The sequence below is a fragment of the Roseovarius sp. S88 genome (assembly GCF_037023735.1).
GTDB lineage: Bacteria > Pseudomonadota > Alphaproteobacteria > Rhodobacterales > Rhodobacteraceae > Roseovarius > Roseovarius phycicola.
In genome coordinates, this window is the sequence record NZ_CP146069.1 from 1195357 (window position 1) to 1211446 (window position 16090).

The window sequence follows — 16090 nt, forward strand, 5'->3', positions numbered from 1 at the left end:
CGGGTTTTCTTCGATTCGGATAGCCCCTGAATGCATAACAGCCATGCATTTTTCGCATGGCTTTCTGCAGGTGCAGCACGATATCTCGTCGTCTTGCCACCTGTCGCACAGCTAGATATAGGGAGGATCAAATATCGATCAACCTTTTGTCATGGTTTTGCCCGATGCCCAAAATTAACGGAAATGAGATTCGCCCAGGCAATGTTCTGGAGCACAATGATGCGCTCTGGAGTGCTGTAAAAGTCGACCACGTCAAGCCCGGCAAGGGCGGTGCCTTTGCACAGGTCGAGATGCGCAATCTGCGCAATGGCTCTAAGTTGAACGAGCGCTTCAGAAGCGCCGACAAGGTCGAGCGCGTGCGCCTGGAACAGAAAGATCAGCAGTTTCTCTACGAGAGCGATGGCATGCTTGTCTTCATGGATTCAGAGACTTATGAGCAAATCGAGTTGCCAGCCGAGCTTTTGGGCGACCGCCGTCCGTTCCTTCAGGATGGCATGACAATCATCGTAGAGTTTTACGAAAGCGAAGCGCTCAACGCCACTTTGCCACAAAAGGTAACCTGCCGCGTGGTTGAGACCGAACCGGTCGTAAAAGGCCAAACAGCGGCCAACAGCTTCAAACCTGCGATCCTCGACAATGGCGTCAAAGTCATGGTGCCGCCTTTCGTCGGGCAGGACGAAGATATCATCGTTAACACAGAGACAATGGAATACTCCGAACGCGCCTGATCTTGCGGTCTATTGCTGCTCTAACTAGCGAATGTCAGGCACGAATATCGTCGGCGGAGGACCGCTTACGCAACGTCATTCAGCTGTGGAAACTGGATAGCTGACTGTCGCGCCTCCTGCGATCATCGACTCAGTTGCTCGATCAAACCGCAAATACGCAATCCCATGCGCCCCTGATTGCGTGAAAAGCGTTCCAGCCGCTTTGCCATTCGCGGCGATTTCGGTGCCAACCGGCGCTTTACCCGAAACGCCGACCCGAGCCAGTCCTTTACGCAGCTCGGTCTTGTGTTTCATACGAGCGGTCACTTCCTGACCAACATAACAGCCTTTGCGAAAATCTACGCCGTTCAGGCGCTCAAAACCTGCCTCGAGGATATAGGTGTCCGGCGTCAGCTCAACGCCCGTCTCCGGAATACAATGCGCCACCCGGATGGCGTCAAAATCGGTGCTGTCATCACCGCTACTTTCACCATAGGAACGCCAGCCCATGGCGTCATGGCGCGGATCGGCGAAGGCTCCTTCTGGCATGTTGCTCGTTCCGCGCTTTACGCTCAAACCTGTTTCCTCAATCGCCACATCGGCGCGCAGCTTGTACATGTTGAGCCGCTGCGCCACTCCCTCCGCAATCGACGCGTCCACATCCAACAGCACGGCCTCCTTTTCTGGCACCAAAAAGAAGTCAGCGAGGTATTTCCCCTGTGGCGTTAAAATCGCCGCATAAACCAGCCCCTGATCCAGCTTGGCGATGTCATTGGTGATCAAGCCTTGCAGAAAGCTCAGCCTGTCGGCACCACTGATCCGGTAAATGCTGCGTGTCATAGGCCCTCTCATTGATCCTTTCGTGACATATAGGCAGAAAGACGACGTGTAACAGAGGAATTCTCATGCGCGCCAAGCTCTCGGTCATCATTCCGACTCTGAACGCTGCATCAGGGCTTGAGAGATCTTTGCCATCTCTCGCTGAGGGCTTGCAGGTAGGGCTGATCCGTCAGCTCATTCTATCTGATGGCGGATCTGATGATGCAACGAAGCAGATTGCAGATGCGGCAGGCGCTGTTTTCCTGACCGGCCCGGCCTCTCGCGGCGGCCAGCTGCGCCGCGGGGCTGAGGTGGCGGAAGGGGAGTGGCTTCTCTTCCTGCATGCCGATAGCGTTTTGCCTGTCGGCTGGGCAGACGCCGTTATTGCACACATTTCCACAGGCGCACCTGCCGCCTTTCGATTGAAGTTCGATGGCGTTGGTCTGATGCACAAGGTGGTGGCAGGTTGGGCCAATCTGCGAAGTCGTGTGTTTTCTTTGCCCTACGGCGATCAGGGTCTTTTGGTGTCCCGCAAAGACTATGACTTGGCGGGCGGCTTCGAAGACATCCCGCTTATGGAAGATGTCGCCATGACGCGTGCCCTGACAAAGCGGATTACGCTCTTGCCGCTGTCCGTCACCACGAGCGCTGAGCGCTACGAGCGCGATGGCTGGCTGCGGCGGGGCAGGCGCAATTTGGGTCTGCTGCTCAGGTACTTATGCGGTGCCAATCCTGAAAACCTGGCGCGCCGCTACTAAATCTCAGAACCAGGGCTTATACTTGGCCTGATAGTCCGCTTGCATTTCCAGATGATTGTACTCCGTGCGCAGCCAATCCTCGACGCCAATGGGGTCTTTGGCGTTGCGTGTCTCATACACATCCAGAATGTGGTCCAGTACACCGGTCTTGGACTGTTTGACATGCAGATACTTCAACCCCAGCATCTTGCGCGCCTCCTCCATGGGACGGCCTTCAATCACAAGAAGATAAAGCGCCGAGGCAAACCCGGCGCGGTCCGCACCTGATTTGCAATGCATCACAAAGGGTTTCTCGATGGATCGAAAATGCCCGATCAGCTTCAGAATATCTTCGGCTGGTGGCGCATGGCGGGCCTGCATGCTGACGGAGGTCAGATTGAAACCCAGTTCACGACAGGTTTCTTCTTCCACAAGGTAATGCGCCGAAGGATAATCACCGCGCAGGTTCAAAACGGACTTGATACCATCGGCTTTCATGCGTTCAAACCGCTTCCGAGTGGGGTGATTTGAGCGATACACCCCCGGCGCGATTTCAAAGAAGTTTGTCCAGATTCCACGCAGGATCGCATGATCAAACCACAGGTTGTAAATCTGCGCCCGCCGGCGGTTTTCAGGGGTGGACAAATCCGTGTTGTAGGAGGCGCGCAAATTCGCTTCCCACTCCGATATGCGTTTGAAAAGCTTCACGTGATTGCGCCCCACCGGATCCGTCGGTCCCATTTAGGGTGCAGGGCGCACAAGCACAAGCGTTAGGACAGACCAAGAGCATTGGGGAATTGACGGCAGATGGCATCACAGTAAGCTCTCGGTCGCGACCACAAGGAGTGCCTCATGAACGGCGCAGGCGGACGGCCCTATCTTGCAATTCCCGGACCTTCGATCATGCCGGACCGCGTGCTTCAGGCGATGCATCGCCCTGCACCCGATATCTATTCTGGCGCCTTGGTTGACTCGATCCCACCGCTTGTCGATGACCTGCGCGCCGTTGCCCGCACCAAGGGGCAGGCGGCCATTTATATCGGCAACGGCCATGCGGGCTGGGAAGCCGCAATGGCCAATACGCTGCAACCGGGTGACAAAGTGCTTTTCCTGGCGACAGGCCGGTTTGCCTATTCGTGGTCCGAGATGGCCGAAGGGCTGGGGATCGCATTCGACGTGCTTGATTTCGGGCGGCAAAGCCCTGTGGATCCCGACCGTGTCGAGACGGCGCTCCGGGAGGATAAATCCCATGACATCAAAGCAGTGATGGTCTGCCACGTGGATACCTCTACATCCGTTCGCAACGACATACCGGCCATTCGCGCCGCCATGGACGCCGCGGGCCATCCGGCGTTGCTATTTGCTGATTGTATCGCATCGCTGGCCTGTGACCGGTTTGAAATGGACGCATGGGGCGTTGATGTGACAATGGCCGCCAGCCAAAAGGGCCTGATGACCCCGCCCGGATTGGCCTATGTCTTTTTCAATGAAAAGGCGGCTCAAGCGCGCATTCGTATAGACCGGGTCAGCCGGTACTGGGATTGGGTGCCGCGGTCGCGTCCTGAGATGTTCTACCAGTACTTCATGGGCACCGCCCCGACGCACCACATCTTTGGTCTGCGCGCTGCGCTGGACATGATCGCCGAAGAGGGGCTAGACGCAGTTTGGACACGGCATGAGCGGCTGGCCCACGCCATATGGGCGGCCTGTGAAATCTGGGCGCAGGATGGCCCTTTGCGGCTCAACATCGCCAATCAAGACCATCGCAGCCGGGCGGTCACGTCGCTTTCGCTTGATGGGCAAAACGGCACACGCCTGCGGCAATGGCTTGAGGCTGAGATGGGCCTGACGCTGGGCATTGGGCTTGGCATGGAAACGCCGGATGATCCTGGATCAGACAGGGCGTTTCGCATTGGTCACATGGGGCATGTGAACGGTCAGGCGGTTCTGGGCGTACTAGGGGCTATGGAAGCCGGTCTAAAGGCTCTGAACATCCCGCATGGTGTTGGAGGTATTGACGCCGCCGCCCGTGTGCTGGCCAAAGGCTCAAAGACTATGCCCGACGCAAAAGCAGCCGAGTGATGGCCCAGTTGATCAACCATCCCACAGCCAGCACGATGTGAAAGCCGAAGACGGACCATAAAACCATGAATATCCAAATTAAATTCACCGCGCCCATGACAAGAGCAGCGTTGGTGTAATTCGGGGCTTCTGAAACGTTACGGTCACGCATGATCAAAGCTTATCGCAGCTTTCGCAAATTGCAGGTAAAATTTCTGCGTTCGGCATAAAATTTCCAATATTGCTGTGGAAACGGCTATTTTCGAGCGTCTGACAGGGCACGCGGGAACGCCTGTGCCAGCAGGTCCATGTCGTGGTTTGGGCCACAGCTGATGCGAATGCATCTATCCTGCGGCGCAACAAACGGCATTCGGACAAAGATGCCTTGCGACACCAGCGAGGCAAGCACGCGTCGGGCAAAGTCCCCGTCCTTCCCACAATCAACAGCCACGAAATTCGTCGCCGAAGGCAGGGTGTGCAACCCCTCTGACGCAGCGATCTCAGCGATCCGGTCCCGCGCTGCCGCCACATCCGCACAGGTCTTTGCCAGCCACTCGGCGTCCTGCAAAGCCGCCAGCGCACCGATCTGCGCCACCCGGTTCATCCCGAAATGGTTGCGGATCTTGTCAAAGCTCTGGATCAGCTCCGCAGCAGCCATGGCGTAGCCGACACGCGCCCCGGCCATACCGTAGGCTTTGGAAAAGGTGCGCATGCGAATAACGCGGGGGTCGTCAATCGCAATGTTCGGTGCTGTACCTTCTGGCGCAAACTCCACATAGGCCTCATCCAGTACCAACAAACAGCCGTCGGGCAAATCGTCCTGCGCGCGGGCAAGCGCCGGTCCTTCATGCCAGGTGCCCATCGGATTGTCCGGATTGGCGAGATACACAAGCTTCGCGCCAACTTCTTTCGCTTTGGTAAACAGGGCGGACGGATCCTCACGGTCGTCTGTATAAGGCACCTTGTGCAACACCCCACCAAACCCCGCCACATGGTAGTTGAACGTGGGATAGGCCCCGTCCGATGTCACCACCGCATCACCCGGCCCGATCATGAGCCGCACGAGGTAGCCCAGAAGCCCGTCAATCCCTTCGCCCACAACGATATTTTCCATCCCCACGCGGTGATGCTTGGCCAATGCCTGGCGCAGATCATGGCTGGTTGGATCGCCGTACATCCAGACATCGTCAGTAGCCGCCTGCATTGCGGCGATGGCTTTGGGGGAGGGTCCAAAGACATTCTCATTGGCCCCAAGCCGCGCGGCAAAGGACGTACCACGGCTGCGTTCCTGCTCTTCGGGGCCGACGAAAGGCACCGTGGCGGGCAGGGATTCAACCAGGTTCGTGTAACGCGGGCCGGACATATCCGCAGATAACGCTATCCGTTTGCATCGCGCAAGCCCTTGAAAATCATGCATTCAAACATAGATGCGACTCGTTCGCAAAAACTGGAGGGCTAGTATATGCCCAATTTGACACGCCGCAGTTTCATTGCCGCGACGCTCGCCGCCGGGGGCGTACGCGCCGTGCCGATGATCGCCTCGCGCACAGGCGGGCGGCGTATTCTTACGCTGGTTTATGACAAGGGTTTGGGCATGATGCGCGCCGTGGAGCGGGTTGTGCCCTGACGTCGCGCTGGTCAGCGGGCCACTCTTGCGCTTTCATGGGGGCAACCAAGGAGGTCCCTATGCCGCGCGTTTCCGTTGAATTCGAAGACCATATCGCCCGGGTTACACTGACTCGGCCCGACAAACGCAATGCCTTGGACATCAAGATGGCCGAAGCGATAGTCAATGCAGGTCAAGAGCTTAGCGCTCGCGATGACATCCGCGCCGTGGTGCTCGCGGGCGAAGGGCAGGCCTTTTGCGCCGGGCTTGACGTGATGAGTTTTGCCCAATTCGCCGCTCAGGATCCCGAGGCGTTCGTCATGCCGCGCACCCATGGCTGTGGCAACCTGTTTCAGGAGGTCGCCATGGTGTGGCGCAAACTGCCCGTACCGGTGATCGCGGCCCTGCACGGGGTGTGCTATGGCGCGGGGTTTCAGTTGGCGCTAGGGGCTGATATTCGGATTGCGGATCAAGAGGTTAAGCTGGCGATCATGGAAATGAAATGGGGGCTCATTCCGGATATGGGTGGCATGGTTCTGTTGCCTCGGCTGACGCGGTCGGATGTGATCCGACAGATGACCTATACGGCAACCCCGATTGAGGCGCAGAAGGCGCTGGACTGGGGTCTGGTGACGGAGATTGCTATGGATGCGCAGGCGCGCGCGATGGAATTAGCCACTGAAATTGCAGGGAAATCCCCATCGGCAATTCGCGCGGCCAAGCGTCTGATTGGCTTGGCCGAAAGCGGCGCGGAGGACGATGCGGTGCTTTTGGCCGAGAGCCGGGAACAGGCCGATCTCATCGGCAAACCGCATCAAATGGAGGTCATCGCCGCCAATATGGCGGGGCGCGCGCCAAAGTTCGAGTAAGGGCCAAAATCAACGTCGGTATCACGTCGGTATTGCGTCGGTATCACGTCGGTGCGGATGTCGGTGTGCCTGAAATGAAAACGCCGCACTTTTGTCCGGCGCGGCGCTGGTTTTGAGTATTTTTGGAACGATGAAAGAGCCGGTCAGCCCAGCTCATTCAACCGCTCAAGCGCGGCCTTCAGCTTGGCCTCTTCATCTTCCTTGATGGCAAGGTTTTCGCGCGCCTCGTTGACCACCTCATCAGGCGCGCTTTCGACGAATTTCGGGTTGTTGAGCCGCCCCCGCAGACCGCCGAGTTCCTTGGCGAGCTTGCCGAGAGTTTTCTCCAGCCGCGCCTTTTCCTCGGCCACATCAATCACATCTGCTAGCGGCAAACCGAAGCTCGCGCCCTCGGCCGCAATGGTGATGCAGCCCTTGGGGAAAGTGTCGACCTCTGTCAGACCCTCAATACGCGCCAGCCGCTGGATCATCACCTCGTTGTTGGTCCAGGCAGCACGTGCTGCGTCGGACATGGCGGTGACGACCAAAGGCGTCTTGAGACCCACGGGCACATGCACCTGCGCGCGCGCGGATCGAACGCTTTCAATCAGCGAAATGGCCCAGTTCATCTCGGCATCGGCCGCTGGATCAATCAGCTCTTCACCATAGGTCGGCCAATCGGCATGGATCAACATTTTCTCGCGTTTTCCAAGGGTTCCCCAGAGTTCTTCAGTCACGAAGGGCATGATCGGGTGCAGCAGGATCAGGCATTGGTCAATGACCCAGGCCATTGTTTCCTGCGTCTCGGCCTTGGTCGCCGCATCGCCATCCATAAGCAGGGGTTTGGAGAATTCCACATACCAATCACAGACTTTGCCCCAGACAAAACCATAAAGCGCATTGGCGGCGTCGTTGAAGCGGTATTGCGAGAGCGCGGAATCGACGACACCGCGAATTTTCGCAGTTTCGCCGAGAATCCAACGGTTTACCGTGGCTTTTGGTTGTGGAATTGTACCGCTGCTGCCAACCGCCTCATTCATTTCGGCGAAACGGGCGGCATTCCAGAGCTTGGTGCCGAAATTCCGATATCCTGCAATACGTTGCGTGGAGAGCTTCAAGTCGCGGCCCATGGCGGCCATGGCGGTGAGCGTAAAGCGCACGGCGTCGGCACCGTATTCGTCGATCAGCTCCAACGGGTCGAGGACATTGCCCAGCGATTTGGACATTTTCTTGCCCTTCTCGTCGCGGACAAGAGCGTGGACGTAAACGTCGTTGAAAGGTTTTTGATCTACGACGGCGTATTGCATCATCATCATCCGGGCGACCCAGAAGAAAATGATGTCAAAGCCGGTGACGAGGACGGAGGTGGGGAAGTATTTTTTGAGTTCGGGCGTGTCTTCGGGCCAGCCCAGCGTGCCGATGGGCCAGAGACCGGAGGAGAACCAGGTATCGAGCACGTCGGGGTCGCGGTAGATAGCAAGATCAAAACGGCCGTCGCCGCCAGCGCCTGGCACAACGGCATCTTGAAGGTCGCTCGCAATTGATATTCGAACATTGGGAAAAGCGTCCGCGTAATACGCTTCCGCTTTGGCCACGGCTTCCTCCGCAGTTGGTGCGCAGAAATATTCAGGGCGCAAAAACTCTTTGTCGAAGTCACGCCCATCGTAGTTCGCCAGGGCTTCTTTAGATGGCCCGTACCAAACCGGAATCTGATGTCCCCACCAAAGCTGGCGGGAGATGCACCAGGGTTCGATGTTTTCCAGCCAGTTGAAATAGACCTTGCGGTCCTGTTCCGGCATGATGGTCACCTCGCCGGATTTCACCGCCTCGATGGCGGGGCCGACGATTTTGTCTGTATCTACAAACCATTGGTCGGTCAGCATCGGTTCGATCACCACCTTGGAGCGGTCGCCGAAGGGCTGCATGATGGGTTTCGCTTCGACCATCGGGATGGTGGGGTGCAACCCCACCCTACCTTCGGCGTCGGCGTTTTCCCATTCGGGGTTGGCGGTCATGACGGCGAGACCTTCGCTGGTGATCTGGTCGACCACCAACTTGCGGGCCTCGAACCGGTCGAGGCCGCGCAGGTCGTCAGGGACGAGGTTGATGGTGTCTGTCTCGGCCTCACTCAAGCTGCGCTCGCCCTTGGCCACAGCCATGGCGATCTGGGCCGCCTCGGCATAGGGCGCACCATCGGCCCGCATGGCACCTTTGGTATCCATCAGGCGGTACATGGGGATGCCGCCGCGCTTGGCGACCTCGTAGTCGTTGAAGTCATGCGCGCCGGTGATTTTCACAGCACCCGAGCCGAAGTTGGGGTCGGGATACTCATCCGTGATGATGGGAATGAGGCGGCGATGCTCTTTCGGACCCACCGGAATTTCGCAGAGTTTTCCGACGATTGGCGCATAGCGCTCATCGGATGGATGAACCGCCACAGCCCCGTCGCCGAGCATGGTTTCAGGCCGCGTGGTGGCGATGGAGATATAGTCGCGCTCTTCCTCCAGCGTGATATTGCCGTCTTCATCCTTTTCCACATAGGTGTAGGTCGCGCCGCCCGCGAGCGGGTATTTGAAGTGCCACATGTGGCCTGCCACTTCAATATTCTCGACCTCAAGGTCCGAGATGGCGGTTTCAAAATGCGGATCCCAATTGACCAGCCGCTTGCCGCGATAGATGAGGCCCTTGTTGTACATATCGACAAAGACCTTGATCACCGCGTCGTGGAAATTGCCGTCCTCGCCTTCGGGGGCCGAGGGGGCGCCAGACATGGTGAAGGCTTCGCGCGACCAGTCACAGGACGCACCAAGGCGTTTCAACTGGCCGATGATGGTGCCGCGCGATTTGATTTTCTGCTGCCAGACGCGCTTTTCAAAGGCGTCGCGCCCCATTTCCGTGCGCGAAGGTTCCTGATTCTCGGCCATGTCGCGCTCAGTCACCATCTGCGTGGCGATGCCCGCGTGATCGGTGCCCGGCTGCCAGAGCGTGTCGAAGCCCCGCATCCGGTGCCAGCGGATAAGGATATCTTGCAGCGTGTTGTTGAACGCGTGGCCCATATGTAGCGAACCCGTCACATTGGGCGGTGGGATCATGATGGAAAACGGCTCGGCCCCCGGCTTGGCATTTGCCCCGGCCTTGAAAGCGCCGCTCTCTTCCCAGGCCTTTGACAGGCGTGGTTCGGCCTCGGCCGCATTGAATGTCTTGTCCATGCCCATGTCGCGGGACCTCGTGCTCGTCTTTTGCGTTGACGCTCGAATACCCAAATGGCCGGGCAAGGGGAAGAGGCAGGGAGGGGTATTTGGAACAAGAAAGAAGCAGCACACGCTTTCTTAACCATGGATTGGTAGGACATGCGGGCGGTACAGGCTGGGGAGCCGATGACCGCACAAGGAAGAAGCCGCCCCACCTGTGCCTGGCCGCAGCGCAGGACCTCGCATGGGTCGGGGCGCTTCGACTGGGCTTCTTTCTTGTTGAAAATACCCGAAAAGCGCGTCAGTTGCGGTCAGCGGCCCGTTTTTCATCAACCAGCGGTTCGCGTACGCCTGATCGGATCACGTCGGGGTCATAGGGCTGTCGGGCGAACACCTTTTCGACCATGGGTGCGAAGAATTCGAGTGGCAGGTCGTCGTAGTCGGGGTCAAAGCTCGCCTGATCCCAGCGTTCGCAGAACTCGGCGCAATCGTTGAAGTATTGGTGACCGGCGTGACGGTCGCGTTTGTTGGGATCTGCTCCGTCGAGGTGGTGGCCGTAATAGACCATCTGAAAATCGCCATGGGTGGCCACCACCCAGGTGCATTGTTCGCGCACGAAGGGTTTAAGGATCGTGGCGGCGTATTCATCGTGATTGTAGGGCGCGTAGATGTCACCGATATCGTGCAGAAGGGCGGCGACAACCCAGTCGATATCCGCGCCATCCCGCCAGGCGCGGGTGGCCGATTGCACCGAATGACCCAGGCGTGTGACCTGATAGCCTGACAGGCTTTCGTCCAACTCGACCATCGCTTTCATCAGGCGGCGGGCGGTGTGTTTGGTGTGGTCAATTTCATGAGCGGTCAGGAATTCGTAATCTTCCTTCGTGCCGTCCTTCATCTGGGTGAAGCTGACTTTGTCGATCATCCGTAAAACCCTTTCGTGTCCGCTTCAGCGCCGTCCATCAAGGCAGCGGCTTGCGCTTTTCTGATCTCATCGTAAAGCGCAAGGCTCTCTGGCGTAAAGGGCGCGCGGGGTGCGGTAAAGTTGATAAAGTTGCCGGTGCGGTCCGCGCCGCGGGCAAGGATGGCATAATCCTTGGCAGCCACTTCCTGCGCAATTTGCGGCGTGCAGTAGCGAATGGCGACCGCAATGCGACGGTCACTCGACACATTTGGTCCAGAGCCATGAATCATCAGCCCGTGATGCAGCGACATCTGCCCCGGCTGCAATTCGGCGGCCACCTTGTCTTGTGGTGCCACGTCCACGCGAATCTCTTGCCCGCGCGACAGCAGGTTGTTGTCATCATAGGTGTCGTCATGTGGGAGGATCGGGTTCTTATGCGAGCCCTTCACAAAATCCATGCAGCCCGATTGGCGCGTGGCGGGGCTAAGCGCAATCCAAGCGGTGCACAGCTGATCCACCGCGCCAAAGCCCCAATAGGTCAGGTCCTGATGCATGGACACAATGGCTTTTGTGTTTGGTTCCTTGATGAAGAACTCCACGCTCCAGATCAGGATATCCGGGCCAAGCAGACCCTCAATCACATCCAAAACCCGGTCATCTGCTGCAATCTGATGCGCCATCGGGATCACGCAGTGGGAGTTGATGCGTTTGTAGGTATTGAGCGGCAAAGGCAAACCATTGTCGAGCCAGTCGGCCTCCAGCGTTTCTAGTTCTTTGCGCAGGCTTTGGGCCTCGGTCGCGTCCAGCACCGGGATGGGGCACAGGAAACCGTCGCGCCAGTATTGGTCGATTTGCGCCTCACTCAGACGGCCATTTTGAAGCAGGGTCATGTCGAGCATAGTGGAACGCCTCCTCCTCGCGCTGAGTATAGCCTAGCGTCGGGCTGATCAGGCTCAAAACTGTGATACTGGACGCTGAGGCTAAGTTCAGCTTAGTCTCAACCCATGGCTGTCTCTGTCCCCTCTCTCAATTGGCTGCGCGTTTTCGAGGCCGCCGCTCGGGCCGAGAGCTTTGCCCGCGCCGCATCAGAGCTTAACATGTCGGCCGCAGCGGTGAGCCAACAGGTGCGCGCGCTGGAAGAGCGGTTAGAAACGCAACTCTTTGAACGGCAAGCACATGCCGTGCGGTTAACGGAGGCAGGTCGCGCCTACCTTCCTGGGGTTCAACAGGCTTTGTTGACGCTGCAAAGTACAACAGAAGGGCTATTCGGGGCCAATCGGGCCGAGCAACTCTATGTGCGTGCCGTCCTGCTCTTTGCTCATGGGATTCTGGCCGAAGGGCATGGCGATTTCTCGACCCAGAATCCCCAGATCACGTTGCAGATTGATACCGGCAATAGCATTGGTGATTTCTCGCAGGGTTTCAGCGACCTTCAGATCGTGTTTGGTAATCCGTCAGCTTACGGCGCGCAGGGCGAAGCCCTGTTTTCTGAAAGGCTCTACCCGGTGGCCTTGCCCGAGATCGCGGCGCAGATCACATCGCCCGGAGACCTTTTGCGCCAGACCCTCATAGAAGTCGGCACGCATCGTGCAGGCTGGCCACATGTGTTTGAAAGCTCAGGCATCTGGCCGGGGGCTGTCAAATACATCTTTGCCGACAGCACGATCATGGCCTTTGCGTTGGCGCGGTCGGGCACAGGTGTGGCCCTGGCGCGTGCGCCTGCCAGTGATCGGGCGATGGCAGAGGCCGGGCTGGTGCCATGTCTCGAAGGGTTCTCAGTTGCAGGACAAGAGGCGTATCATCTGGTCTACCCGGATCGTGCGGCCCTGCGGCCAGCGGCGCGTCGCTTTCGCGAGTGGTTGGTTGCCTATTGTGCGGAGCGGTCTTAGCCCCTTGCGGGACGGGTCGGCGGGGCGTATACGCGCGGCCTGAACCCCAAAGGGAATGCATCATGCCGGGCAGTGCCAATCTTAACATTATGCTGAAGGCTGCCCGCAAGGCAGGCCGGTCGCTGGCCAAGGATTTCCGTGAGGTTGAAAACCTTCAGGTGAGTTCAAAAGGCGCAGGCGATTTCGTCAGCCGCGCGGATATCGCAGCCGAGGCCATTCTGAAAGAAGAGCTGATGGGCGCGCGCCCGACCTATGGCTGGCTGGCCGAAGAAGGTGGTGAAGAAGCGGGGCAGGACCCCACACGTCGCTGGATTGTGGATCCGCTGGATGGCACGACGAATTTTCTGCATGGCTTGCCGCACTGGGCCATCTCTATCGCATTGGAGCACAAAGGCCAGGTTGTGACCGGCGTGATTTACGATGCAGCCAAGGACGAGATGTATTTCGCCGAAAAAGGCGAGGGCGCTTTTTTGAATGACAGCCGCTTGCGAGTGTCGGACCGCAAGGTCATGATCGAGTCGATTTTTGCGACAGGTGTGCCATTTGGTGGCCGTGCGGATTTGCCTGAGACTCTGCAGGATCTGGCACGGCTTATGCCCACATGTGCTGGGGTGCGCCGGTGGGGATCGGCTGCGCTGGACATTGCCTATGTCGCGGCCGGGCGCTATGAGGGCTTCTGGGAGCGGCGTTTGAATGCCTGGGATCTGGCCGCAGGGCTGATCATCCTGCGTGAAGCAGGCGGGTTGGCCGAACCTTTGGTGCCAGGTGGCAATATTCTGGAAGATGGCGATATCGTCTGCGCAAATGAAGCGATCTTTTCGACTTTTGCCAAAGTGATCCGCGACGCCTGAGATCAAAAGCCGTTTGAAGGCTATTGCCAATATCTTTCAAAAAGAAGTTGGGCTGCTCAGGCCGCTCCGGCAGGGCGCTGTGTGAAAAGCAGTTTCACATACGTTCGAAGCTGAAGGATTTGCGCGGCAAGTGTTTCGCGCTCGCCCAGCACCTTTTGCAGCACAATTGCCCCTTCGGCGACCCCGGACACCATGTCGCCTAGGGCATCAAGGTCGACTGGTTCCGCTGGAGGGTAACGTTCGGCGATTTCTTCGAACATTGCGCGAAACCGGGCGCGCCAGGCCAAAATCGCCTCACGGTTCAACTCCCGCACACCACGATCAAAAAGGCGGTCCTGGTAAGCGGCGGCGGCGATTACACAGCCAGGGTGGCCATTTGGCAGATCTGCAAGAACTTCGGCCAGAAGTTTGAGGCCAATGAGCATGGCATGCAGCGGGTCGTCATTAAGCTCTCGCGCCCGGCCGAACACATCGTCAAAGAGCGCGTTCTCGGCGCCGATGTAGCGTTCCAGCAAGGCGCGGGCCAGCGCGTTCTTGTCTTTGAAATGGTAAAAGAACCCGCTGCGCGAAATTCCCACCGCAGCAACAATTTCTTCGATAGATGTGGCCTCAAACCCTTTTTCCAGCACGGCCTTTTCGGCGACATCCAATATCTGTGTTTTTGTGTTGGGTTTCTCACTCACGGCCCATTCTCCTGTACTGCGAGTCCAGTTGACACTAATCTGGTCCGGTAGTTCATTCCAGCACACGTTTTAAATTGTTGAAATTAAGCAAAATTTATAGAGTCCAGGACTGTACCACAGGCGCACTCGCGGTGACATGTGGCACAGGATATGTCCCGACCATTCTCATTTTGGAGTGAAGATTATGCGACTGACAAAATTTTTAAAAAGCGACCGTTACTATCTCACGGATGGAGGTCTGGAAACCTTTATGGTCTTCGACAAAGGGTATGACCTGCCGTGTTTTTCCGCAGCTGTCCTGCTTGAGACCGAAGGTGGGCGAGCTGAGCTGAATGCCTATTTTGACCGGTTCATTGGCTTGGCCAAGGCCGATGAGCGCGGCTATGTTCTGGATGTGCCGACATGGCGGTCCGGGATGGCCTGGGCCGAGGCATTGGACAAAAGCGCGGCGGAGCAGATGCAAGTGAATACAGATGCGGTGCGCTTTGTTGAGGCCATCCGCGCGCGCCACGAGACCGAGGTATATCCGATCCTGCTCAATGGATTGGTCGGACCGGCCGGTGACGCCTACGCGCCGGGCACGCTTTTGCCTGAGGACGAAGCCTTAGAGACGCACACACCACAGATTGCCGCGCTGGCAGGGGCTGGTGTGGATTTGATCAGTGCGCTGACGCTCACCCATTCTGAGGAGGCCGTAGGTATTGTCCGAGCTGCGCAAAAGGCAAATGCGCCTGTGGCTATTGCCTTCACACTGGAAACCGATGGGCATTTGCCCTCGGGCCAACCCCTGGGCGAGGCGATTGCGCAGGTGGACAGTGCGACGGAAAATGGGCCGATCTACTATATGATCAACTGTGCCCATCCTGATCATTTCCGGGACCAGCTGTCTGGTGGTGCAGACTGGCTTGCCCGGATTGGCGGGCTGCGCTGCAACGCCTCTCGCCTCAGCCATGCGGAATTGGATGCCGCCGAAGAGCTGGATGATGGTGATCCGCAAGAGCTGGGTCGCTTGAATGCCGATTTGCTCGGGATGTTGCCGAATGTTCGCGTGTTCGGGGGATGCTGTGGCACGGATCACCGACATGTGGAATGCATGTCGCATCATGCCTCTGACCAACGCGCGGCGTGAGACGGAGCGAAAGGATGAAAGATCTGATGACACAGATGATGCCCGAAGACGCCCGGATTGAAGACGCACCTGCATTGGCGCAGCTCGTGGTGATGGCCGGTCACGGCATGCCTTTGCTGGTGTGGGAAGAGATGCGCGAACCTGGTGAAGATGTCTGGGACGTGGGTGCGCGTCGGGCCGCGCGCGAAGAAGGGCAGTTTTCCTATCGCAAGGCGCGCGTCATTCGACGGGATGGTACGGTGATCTCCTCACTGGTGGGATACCCATTGGATGAGGTGGTGCCCGAGGCCGAGCTTGACGATCTTCCACCGCTGTTCCGCCCCTTGGTAGAGCTTGAAAACGAGGCGGTGCCCAGTTGGTATGTGAATGTCTTGGCGACCTTTCCGGAGGCGCGCTGCAAGGGCGCGGCAAAAGCGCTTTTGCAAGATGCCGAAGCGCAGGCCAGAGCATCGGGACAAACGCGGATGAGCATTATCACGAGTGACGACAATCCCGCGCTCAAGCTTTATGAGCATGTCGGCTATCGCCAGATTACGCGCCGCCCCGTGGTGCGTGACGGATGGAAGACGGACTCCAAAGAGTGGATTCTGCTGATCAAGAACCTGGGTTAAGCGCTGGGCAAAAGCCTGTTGAAGGCTTTTGCCAATGTCTTTCAAAAAGACATT

16 protein-coding genes are annotated in these 16090 nt (G+C 57.9%); 9 read left to right on the forward strand and 7 right to left on the reverse strand.

From position 1 onward, the window contains the following. Nucleotides 1–164 precede the first annotated feature (164 nt). The gene (gene efp / locus RZ517_RS06060; RefSeq protein WP_338550572.1) at nt 165–728 is read left to right on the forward strand and encodes an elongation factor P; all 564 of its coding nucleotides are present in this window, start codon (nt 165–167) and stop codon (nt 726–728) included. A 75-nt stretch (nt 729–803) separates the two neighbouring features. On the opposite strand, the gene RZ517_RS06065 is transcribed toward efp, so the two are convergent. Continuing rightward, nucleotides 804–1547 carry a YgfZ/GcvT domain-containing protein gene (locus RZ517_RS06065; RefSeq protein WP_338550573.1) on the reverse strand — a complete coding sequence of 248 codons (744 nt, stop codon included), beginning with the start codon at nt 1545–1547 and terminating at the stop codon, nt 804–806. A 65-nt stretch (nt 1548–1612) separates the two neighbouring features. Here RZ517_RS06065 and RZ517_RS06070 point away from each other — a divergent pair, with 65 nt between their 5' ends. Then, nucleotides 1613–2284 carry a TIGR04283 family arsenosugar biosynthesis glycosyltransferase gene (locus RZ517_RS06070; RefSeq protein WP_338550574.1) on the forward strand — a complete coding sequence of 224 codons (672 nt, stop codon included), beginning with the start codon at nt 1613–1615 and terminating at the stop codon, nt 2282–2284. A gap of 3 nt (nt 2285–2287) precedes the next feature. Here RZ517_RS06070 and RZ517_RS06075 read toward each other — a convergent pair whose 3' ends face one another. Next, nucleotides 2288–3004 carry a tyrosine-protein phosphatase gene (locus tag RZ517_RS06075; protein ID WP_338550575.1) on the reverse strand — a complete coding sequence of 239 codons (717 nt, stop codon included), beginning with the start codon at nt 3002–3004 and terminating at the stop codon, nt 2288–2290. A gap of 111 nt (nt 3005–3115) precedes the next feature. On the opposite strand from RZ517_RS06075, the gene RZ517_RS06080 reads away from it, so the two are divergent. After that, entirely contained in the window at nt 3116–4345 is a 1230-nt protein-coding gene (locus RZ517_RS06080) for a pyridoxal-phosphate-dependent aminotransferase family protein (RefSeq protein WP_338550576.1), read from the forward strand. 235 nt (nt 4346–4580) lie between these two features. Here the strand turns inward: RZ517_RS06080 and RZ517_RS06085 are convergent, their stop codons facing one another. Beyond that, the gene (locus RZ517_RS06085; RefSeq protein ID WP_338550577.1) at nt 4581–5687 is read right to left on the reverse strand and encodes a pyridoxal phosphate-dependent aminotransferase; all 1107 of its coding nucleotides are present in this window, start codon (nt 5685–5687) and stop codon (nt 4581–4583) included. 99 nt (nt 5688–5786) lie between these two features. Between RZ517_RS06085 and RZ517_RS06090 the strand changes: the two genes are divergently transcribed. Together RZ517_RS06090 and RZ517_RS06095 are read left to right on the forward strand one after the other, a co-directional pair. Continuing rightward, nucleotides 5787–5951 carry a Tat pathway signal protein gene (locus tag RZ517_RS06090; protein ID WP_338550578.1) on the forward strand — a complete coding sequence of 55 codons (165 nt, stop codon included), beginning with the start codon at nt 5787–5789 and terminating at the stop codon, nt 5949–5951. A 59-nt stretch (nt 5952–6010) separates the two neighbouring features. Beyond that, on the forward strand, nt 6011–6799 hold the full coding sequence (locus RZ517_RS06095; protein ID WP_338550579.1) for a crotonase/enoyl-CoA hydratase family protein: 789 nt from the start codon (nt 6011–6013) through the stop codon (nt 6797–6799). A gap of 143 nt (nt 6800–6942) precedes the next feature. Here the strand turns inward: RZ517_RS06095 and RZ517_RS06100 are convergent, their stop codons facing one another. The 3 genes from RZ517_RS06100 to RZ517_RS06110 form a co-directional block, all read right to left on the reverse strand. Then, nucleotides 6943–9993 (reverse strand): valine--tRNA ligase, encoded by a 3051-nt coding sequence (locus tag RZ517_RS06100; RefSeq protein ID WP_338550580.1) that lies wholly within the window; start codon nt 9991–9993, stop codon nt 6943–6945. A 277-nt stretch (nt 9994–10270) separates the two neighbouring features. Beyond that, on the reverse strand, nt 10271–10894 hold the full coding sequence (locus RZ517_RS06105; RefSeq protein ID WP_338550581.1) for an HD domain-containing protein: 624 nt from the start codon (nt 10892–10894) through the stop codon (nt 10271–10273). Further along, a complete protein-coding gene (locus RZ517_RS06110) occupies nt 10891–11772 on the reverse strand; it encodes a phytanoyl-CoA dioxygenase family protein (protein WP_338550582.1) in 882 nt (293 codons plus the stop codon). The genes RZ517_RS06105 and RZ517_RS06110 overlap by 4 nt, the downstream gene beginning before the upstream one ends. A gap of 105 nt (nt 11773–11877) precedes the next feature. On the opposite strand from RZ517_RS06110, the gene RZ517_RS06115 reads away from it, so the two are divergent. Next, nucleotides 11878–12762 (forward strand): LysR family transcriptional regulator, encoded by an 885-nt coding sequence (locus tag RZ517_RS06115; RefSeq protein ID WP_338550583.1) that lies wholly within the window; start codon nt 11878–11880, stop codon nt 12760–12762. Nucleotides 12763–12824: 62 nt separating this feature from the next. Then, nucleotides 12825–13613, forward strand: coding sequence for an inositol monophosphatase family protein (locus RZ517_RS06120; RefSeq protein ID WP_338550584.1), 789 nt, complete (start codon nt 12825–12827; stop codon nt 13611–13613). Nucleotides 13614–13669: 56 nt separating this feature from the next. Here RZ517_RS06120 and RZ517_RS06125 read toward each other — a convergent pair whose 3' ends face one another. Next, complete coding sequence (locus RZ517_RS06125) at nt 13670–14296, reverse strand: TetR/AcrR family transcriptional regulator (RefSeq protein WP_338550585.1); 627 nt, start codon at nt 14294–14296, stop codon at nt 13670–13672. 184 nt (nt 14297–14480) lie between these two features. Between RZ517_RS06125 and RZ517_RS06130 the strand changes: the two genes are divergently transcribed. Beyond that, nucleotides 14481–15425 carry a homocysteine S-methyltransferase family protein gene (locus tag RZ517_RS06130; RefSeq protein WP_338550586.1) on the forward strand — a complete coding sequence of 315 codons (945 nt, stop codon included), beginning with the start codon at nt 14481–14483 and terminating at the stop codon, nt 15423–15425. Between the two features lie 14 nt (nt 15426–15439). Then, nucleotides 15440–16036, forward strand: a complete 597-nt coding sequence (locus tag RZ517_RS06135) for a GNAT family N-acetyltransferase (RefSeq protein ID WP_338550587.1) — start codon at nt 15440–15442, stop codon at nt 16034–16036. The last annotated feature ends 54 nt before the right edge of the window (nt 16037–16090 follow it).

What these genes read in the sequence shown, in the direction of transcription:
- RZ517_RS06130 (WP_338550586.1), top strand. Translation starts at nt 14,481, where the DNA reads ATGCGACTGACAAAATTTTTAAAAAGCGACCGTTACTATCTCACGGAT.
- RZ517_RS06080 (WP_338550576.1), top strand. Translation starts at nt 3,116, where the DNA reads ATGAACGGCGCAGGCGGACGGCCCTATCTTGCAATTCCCGGACCTTCG.
- RZ517_RS06065 (WP_338550573.1), bottom strand. Translation starts at nt 1,547, where the DNA reads ATGACACGCAGCATTTACCGGATCAGTGGTGCCGACAGGCTGAGCTTT.
- RZ517_RS06115 (WP_338550583.1), top strand. Translation starts at nt 11,878, where the DNA reads ATGGCTGTCTCTGTCCCCTCTCTCAATTGGCTGCGCGTTTTCGAGGCC.
- RZ517_RS06085 (WP_338550577.1), bottom strand. Translation starts at nt 5,687, where the DNA reads ATGTCCGGCCCGCGTTACACGAACCTGGTTGAATCCCTGCCCGCCACG.
- RZ517_RS06075 (WP_338550575.1), bottom strand. Translation starts at nt 3,004, where the DNA reads ATGGGACCGACGGATCCGGTGGGGCGCAATCACGTGAAGCTTTTCAAA.
- RZ517_RS06090 (WP_338550578.1), top strand. Translation starts at nt 5,787, where the DNA reads ATGCCCAATTTGACACGCCGCAGTTTCATTGCCGCGACGCTCGCCGCC.
- RZ517_RS06070 (WP_338550574.1), top strand. Translation starts at nt 1,613, where the DNA reads ATGCGCGCCAAGCTCTCGGTCATCATTCCGACTCTGAACGCTGCATCA.
- RZ517_RS06095 (WP_338550579.1), top strand. Translation starts at nt 6,011, where the DNA reads ATGCCGCGCGTTTCCGTTGAATTCGAAGACCATATCGCCCGGGTTACA.
- RZ517_RS06100 (WP_338550580.1), bottom strand. Translation starts at nt 9,993, where the DNA reads ATGGGCATGGACAAGACATTCAATGCGGCCGAGGCCGAACCACGCCTG.
- efp (WP_338550572.1), top strand. Translation starts at nt 165, where the DNA reads ATGCCCAAAATTAACGGAAATGAGATTCGCCCAGGCAATGTTCTGGAG.
- RZ517_RS06135 (WP_338550587.1), top strand. Translation starts at nt 15,440, where the DNA reads ATGAAAGATCTGATGACACAGATGATGCCCGAAGACGCCCGGATTGAA.
- RZ517_RS06120 (WP_338550584.1), top strand. Translation starts at nt 12,825, where the DNA reads ATGCCGGGCAGTGCCAATCTTAACATTATGCTGAAGGCTGCCCGCAAG.
- RZ517_RS06105 (WP_338550581.1), bottom strand. Translation starts at nt 10,894, where the DNA reads ATGATCGACAAAGTCAGCTTCACCCAGATGAAGGACGGCACGAAGGAA.
- RZ517_RS06110 (WP_338550582.1), bottom strand. Translation starts at nt 11,772, where the DNA reads ATGCTCGACATGACCCTGCTTCAAAATGGCCGTCTGAGTGAGGCGCAA.